3 protein-coding genes are annotated in these 6,576 nt (G+C 62.0%); all 3 read left to right on the plus strand.

The window, feature by feature from the left end:
* Positions 1 to 52: 52 nt before the first annotated feature.
* Positions 53 to 943, plus strand: coding sequence for a DUF4349 domain-containing protein (locus tag A9D15_RS05375; RefSeq protein ID WP_066762718.1), 891 nt, complete (start codon positions 53 to 55; stop codon positions 941 to 943).
* Between the two features lie 97 nt (positions 944 to 1,040).
* Positions 1,041 to 1,592 carry a type 1 glutamine amidotransferase domain-containing protein gene (locus A9D15_RS05380; protein WP_066762719.1) on the plus strand — a complete coding sequence of 184 codons (552 nt, stop codon included), beginning with the start codon at positions 1,041 to 1,043 and terminating at the stop codon, positions 1,590 to 1,592.
* 476 nt (positions 1,593 to 2,068) lie between these two features.
* A partial coding sequence (locus A9D15_RS05385; RefSeq protein ID WP_172807471.1) for a DUF5801 repeats-in-toxin domain-containing protein occupies positions 2,069 to 6,576 on the plus strand: 4,508 nt, incomplete at its 3' end.

The raw sequence follows: 6,576 nt of genomic DNA on the forward strand, positions 1-6,576 counted from the left end.
GAAACGGAATCTCGTCAGAATAAGGCAAAATTATGGCATAAAGGAGGCCTCAATGCGGCATGCAGCGTTTGCACTTCCCTTCCTCGCCCTGATCCTCGCCTCGTGCGATAACGGTCAGAACGCCGTCTATGAAGCGACCGAAAGCATCACCGCAATGGACGTCGCGGACGAAGCCGCAGCCGAGGCCGCTGCCAATGCAGAAACCGCAGCAGGCGGCGAGATCGCGGTCGCCCTTCCCAGGATCGCCTATGGCTACAGCTTCGGGTTCCGCCTCCCCGCCGACAAGATCGCCCCGATACAGCGCGCCCACGCCGATCTGTGCGATGCGCAGGGCCCGCAGACCTGCCGCATTCTCGACATGCGTCAGTCAGGCATGGAGGGCGAATATTCGTCTGGTTCGCTTACCCTTGCCGTCGCAGCCCCGCAGGCCCGCGCTTTCGGAGCAAAGCTCGGCCAACTGGCCGGCAAGGAAGGCGGCACCCAGATTTCCAGCACGATCAGCGGGGAAGATCTATCCAAGCAGATCGTCGACACCGAGGCTCGGATCAAGGCACGTACAATCCTGCGCGATCGCTTGTTGGAAGTACTGCAAACCAGACGCGGCACTGTGGCCGAACTGGTCGAGGCCGAACGCGCGGTCGCCCGTGTGAACGAGGAAATCGACCAGGCCCAGTCATGGCTTGCCGAAATGCGCGGGCGGGTCGACTACAGCCGGGTCAACATAACTTACGAATCCGGCATGCCGGAAACCGGCAGCTTCGCCAGCCCCGTGCGCGAGGCGATCTCCAGCGTGTCCGGCATCCTCGGATCCATGCTGGCAGCAGCGATCATCCTGCTCACGATCGGCATCCCTCTCGGACTGGTCGGGCTTGGCATCTGGCGGCTCGTCCAGCGCTTCCGCCCTGTCCCGAAATTGGCTTCGGAGCATGCAAAAACCGACTGACCGAAGCCCTGCTACGGGTCGTCGCAAGCGGCGGAACGCCGCGCCTTTCTGTGCATTCAAAGAGTGAACGTATCAACAAAAACACCCGGAGAATCACATGACCAGCAAGGTCCTCATTGTTGCAACCAACGGCTTTGAACAGTCGGAACTCATGAAGCCCCGCCAGAACCTGATGGACGCAGGCATCAATGTCACGATCGCGAGCCCAGAGGAAGGTTCGATCCGTGGCTGGGACCAGAAGGACTGGGGCGACACAGTCTCGGTGGACATGTCGGTCGAGGATGTAAGCGCCGACGATTACGACGCGCTTCTTCTGCCCGGCGGCCAGATGAATCCCGACATTCTGCGCATGAACGACACCGTCATCTCGCTCGTCCGCTCGTTCGACGCTGCCGGAAAACCGATTGCCGCCATCTGTCACGCACCGTGGCTTCTGGTCGAAGCCGACATCGTCAGGGATCGCAAGACGACGAGCTGGCCTTCGGTCCGAACCGACCTGCGCAATGCGGGCGCAACCGTCGTTGATGAGGAATGTGTGGTAGACGGCAATCTCATCACGAGCCGCAACCCCGACGACATTCCCGCATTCAGCAAGGCACTTATCGAGATGCTGCAAGGCGCCGAAAGCAAGGTCGCCGAAGACGCCTGATAACGCTCTCAAACCCCACGGAAAATTGACCGCCGCGTCCTGCAAAGGATTGCGGCGGTCATGCTTTGCGCGAGGCGATTCTCCGAGTCGCAGAAAGTCTTAAGATTCATTAACCGTGAATGTTATTTATGACTTTCGTTCCCGCTCTTTTGCGCAGAGAAACACCTTTTTTCCAAAATCGTTTGGATTCAGGACCCTGTGACCGCGGTCACAGACGTTGTCAGTCCGTCTATCCCATTATGGGGCATGGTTGGCAGGTCGCTTGAAGGATCTGCTTTAACAATTGCATCCTAGTGGCCTAAGTAAGATTTACGCAGAAGGCTTGTTTAACGTTTTCAAGAAGTAGCTCAGCCGGGGGGCATCGCTACTCACGAAGTCCCTCGCGAACAGGTAAGCAAGTGGGGCACCTGTTCGGCTCTTCACGAAACCACAGGCATTGGCCGTCCGGCAATCGGGCGACCTGACCCTATTTATCTGTGTTCGCGCGTGTGGCGCGTCGCAGTTGTGACGAGGCGATGGAAATGGACTATCAGTCGAACGGCTCGAACGGTGCTGACGAAACCAACGGCCTGGCAGAGACTACTCCGGTCTTTAACGGCAGCAGTGCGGTGAAGCGCGTGATTGCCGATCCGGCCCGCGAAAACGTCCTCGTCCTTCCGGCTGGCGTCTCGCTCGACGATATCAAGGTCGAAGGCTCCAACCTCGTCATCGAGCTGCCAGACGGCACCGAGATGGTCGTCATCAACGGCGCGATCTACGTGCCCGAGATCGTGATCGACGGCGTGACCGTTCCGCCGATGAACCTTGCCGCCCTGCTCATCTCCGAAGAACCGCAGCCCGCCGCCGGCCAGAGCCAGAGCTCGGGCGGCGATTTTGCCGATCCGGTGAACCCGATCGATCCGGCCTACGCGCTTGGCGATCTCCTGCCCTATACCGAACTGTTCTTCCCTGAACCGCAGGACGAAGAAATCATTCCGGGCCTCGTGAACGAAGTTCCCGAGATCACCTTCATCCCGGAAACGGGCGACGGCACGGTCGTCGACGAAGACGGCCTGCAGGGGAATACCGACGATCGTCCGGAATCGCCCGGCACGATGGACGAAACCAACGACGAAGCCACGACCGGCACTATCCTCTACGTTTCGCCCGACGGCACCGACCGTCTGCTGATCGACGGCATGGATGTCTTCGAGATCGTCGACGGCGAACTCGTAATCTTGGAACCGTTCGTATCGGGTTATACGATCGGCAACGGTACGTTGGTCATCAATGCCATCGACATCATCAACGGCTCGATCACCTATACGTACACGCTCAACGACAACACGTCGGGCGATAACACCTTCGTCGAATTCGACATCACGGTCATCGATCCCGATGGCGATTCCGATACCGGCACCGCCCGTATCGACATTGTCGACGACAACCCGTTCACCAACGACGACGGTAACCTTGCAACGCTTGACGACAATGCCGCTGGCGTTGTCGTCGGTTCGGTCGCTGGCCTGCTCACCAACGACGAATACGGCGCCGACGGCGCTGGCTCGCCCGCGATAACCATCGGCACGGGCAACCTTGGCGGCACGATCCAGATCGTCGACGGCAACCTCGTCTATACCTCGGGCGCCAATGTCGCTCCGGGCGAAACGGCTGTCGAGACCTTCACCTACACCATTCTCGATGGCGACGGCGACGTCAGCAACCCGTCGACCTTTACTGTCACACTGACCGACGAAGGCCCGTCGATCGCGGATCTCGCTGCTTCGATCGCAGTCGACGAGGAAGGCCTTGGCGGTATCGCGGGCGGTACGGGCGACCTCGCCGGCGAAGCCACCGTGCAGAGCGGCACTCTCGCCGGTATCGCATTCGGCATTGATGGCATGGGCGACATCGCCCTCGCCCCGTCGACCGATACGGGCCTCGTTTCGGCGGCAGGAAACGCGGTCTCGACTACGTGGGACGCGGCCTCACACACCCTGACCGGTCAGGATTCGGTCACCGGCGAAACGGTCTTCACGCTCGCGATCACTGACGTATCGACCGGTGCTTATACCTTCACGCTGCTGCAGCCGGTCACCCATGCGGTTGCCGGCACCGAAGATGACGCGACCTTCCAGGTCACCGTCACTGTCACCGACGCGGAAGGCGACGCGGCCACGGGCGCGATCGCGATCGTGATCGACGACGACAGCCCGGTCATCACGACCGTCGATGCAGCCATCGCAGCCGCCACTCTCGATGAATCCGCAGAAGGTACCGACGAAGGAGGCGACTTCAATCCCGCAGGCCTTGCCAGCATCACGGTCGACTACTCAGGCAACTTCAGCCTGAGCAACACCGACACCAGCGCCGACGGCTTCGGCGCCGACGTCCCGGGCAGTGTCAGCTATGCGCTGAACCTCTCGGGCTCGGACGTTGCTTCGGGCCTCTTCGCGCTCGACCGCACCTCGATCGTCCTCAACCTGGTCGACGGTGATATCGTCGGCACGGCGAACGGCGATGAATACGTCCGCATCTCGGTCGATGCCGATACCGGCGTCGTTACCTTCACGCAGTCGGCCAACGTCATGCATGGCGACACGACCAGCGATGACGACACCGCGGCACTGCTGGTTGCCGAAGGCGGCCTCACGCTGACTGCGACGGCCACCGACTCCGATGGCGACACCTCGTCGGCCAGCATCGACCTCGGCAACGGCACGTTCCAGATCGAGGATGACGGCCCTAAGGTCGGCGCCCAGGCGATCGGCGAAGGCGAATTCATCGCCGCTACCGACGACGACGGCTCGCCCAACACCGACAGCTTCGAACTGTCGGGAATCTTCGGCACAACCGCTGCCACCAGCTTCGGCACCGATGGCGCCGGTTCGCTGACCGAAGTGTTCGGTCTCTCGCTTCTCGTCGAAGGCGGCGCGGATTCCGGCCTGTTCAGCGGCGGCGAAGCGATCACTCTCACGCTCAGCGAAACCGCCTCGACCGCAACCGTCACCGGCTCGACCGGTGGAGGCACCGTCTTCACGATCAGCGTGGACAAGGCGACCGGCACGCTCACGCTGACCCAGTCGGCTCCGATCGACCACGCCGAAGGCAGCGACCTTGCGGTTCTCGCCAACGGCCTTGTCGAGGCGACTTACGGCGTCACGATCATAGATGCCGATGGCGACAGCGAAAGCGCGTCGAGCTCGATCGACCTTGGCGGCAACGTCCAGTTCAATGACGACACTCCGGGCATCGTCGCAACCGGCGTTGTACCCGTCGCGGTTCTCGACGAATCTCCGGCTGGTCTCGATGAAGGCGGCGATTTCGATCCGGCAGGTCGCGCCACCGTCGACGTCGATTTCTCGACCGCCTTCGCACCCAGCGACGCCACGCCCAACGCAACGGCCTTCGGCGCCGACGTTCCGGGCGACGTCAGCTATGCGCTCGGCCTCGGCGGCACCGATGTCGCTTCGGGCCTCTTCACGCTCGACGGCGACGCGATCGTCCTGAACCTCGTCGGCGGCGAAATTGTCGGCACCGCTGGCGGCGCCGAATACGTCCGCATCTCGGTCGATGCCGATACTGGCGTCGTCACTTTCACGCAGTCGAACAACGTCATGCACGGCGATACGACGAGCGACGACGACACCGCCTCGCTGGTTGTCGCCAACGGCGCGCTGACGCTGACCGCCACGGCTACCGACTTCGACGGCGACACCGCGTCGGCCAGCATCGATCTCGGCAATGGCATGTTCCAGATCGAAGATGATGGTCCGTACGCAACCGATGATGGCGTTTTCACCGTCATGGAAGACCAGCCGCTCCTCAACATCGATGTCTTCGCAAACGACAACGCAGGCACCGACGGCATCGACCTCACGACTGGCATCGAGGTCGTGGTAGAACCGACCAAGGGCGCGGTCACCTACAACGGCGACGGCACCTTCAACTACACGCCCATCCCGGGCCAGGTCGGCACCGACACCTTCACCTACCAGATCACCGACGCGGACGGCGACACCGCTACGGCAGTCGTCACGCTCAACCTTGCGCCCGACTCCGAACCGACGATCGTTTCGAACAACGTCACGGTCGATGAAGACGGTCTCGCAGGCGCAGTTGCCGACAGCGGCCAGACGGATCCTCTCGAAGTAAACTCGACCGGCTCGGCCACCGCCACCGGTACGATCGTCGTCAGCTACTACGCCGACGTCCCGGCCGATCCGGCTGCGGCTTTCCAGTTCATCAATGTGGACTCGCTCGACGGTTCGATCTCGTCCGATGGCCAACCCGTCGATTTCTCGCTCGTTGGTGGTGAGATCGTCGGCACCGTCGATGGCGGCGCAACCACCGTGATCACGATCGCGCTCGACGGCTATGTCGCCGGACCGAACACGGGTGACATCACCTACACCTACTCGGCGGTCCTTTCGCAGGCGATCGACCACGCAGACATCGACAACAGCGAAAACACTGCTGTCATTTCGGGCGTCAGCTTCCAGGTCACCGACAGCGACGGCGATCCGGAAACGGGTTCGGTCGACGTCACCATCGTCGACGACGTACCGGCAGTCTCGAACGTCGCGGTTGCCAGCTCGGTCTCGGTCGACGAGACCACGGCGGGCGAAGCTTTCGTCAACGGTCCGATCAGCGCGACCAGCACCGGTGCGATCATCTCGGCAACGCTGCTCTACGGCGCGGACGATGCGGCAGGTGCTCCGGCCTACACGCTCTCGCTGAGCGGTGACGGCACGACCTCGCTCATGACCTCGGACGGCGATCTGGCGATCACGCTCGAGCAGACCAGCGACACGGTCATCTCCGGCACCTACAACAATGGTGCGGACACGGCCTTCACGGTCGAGATCCTCGCCGACGGCTCGCTCAAGGTGACGCAGAACGTCGCGCTCGAGCATCTCGATCCCACCGACGACAACGACACGCTGGACCTGGCAGGGCTCATCACCGCCACCGTCACGATCACCGACAACGACGGCGACACCGA

The organism is Croceicoccus pelagius (genome assembly GCF_001661915.1).
Lineage (GTDB): Bacteria > Pseudomonadota > Alphaproteobacteria > Sphingomonadales > Sphingomonadaceae > Croceicoccus > Croceicoccus pelagius.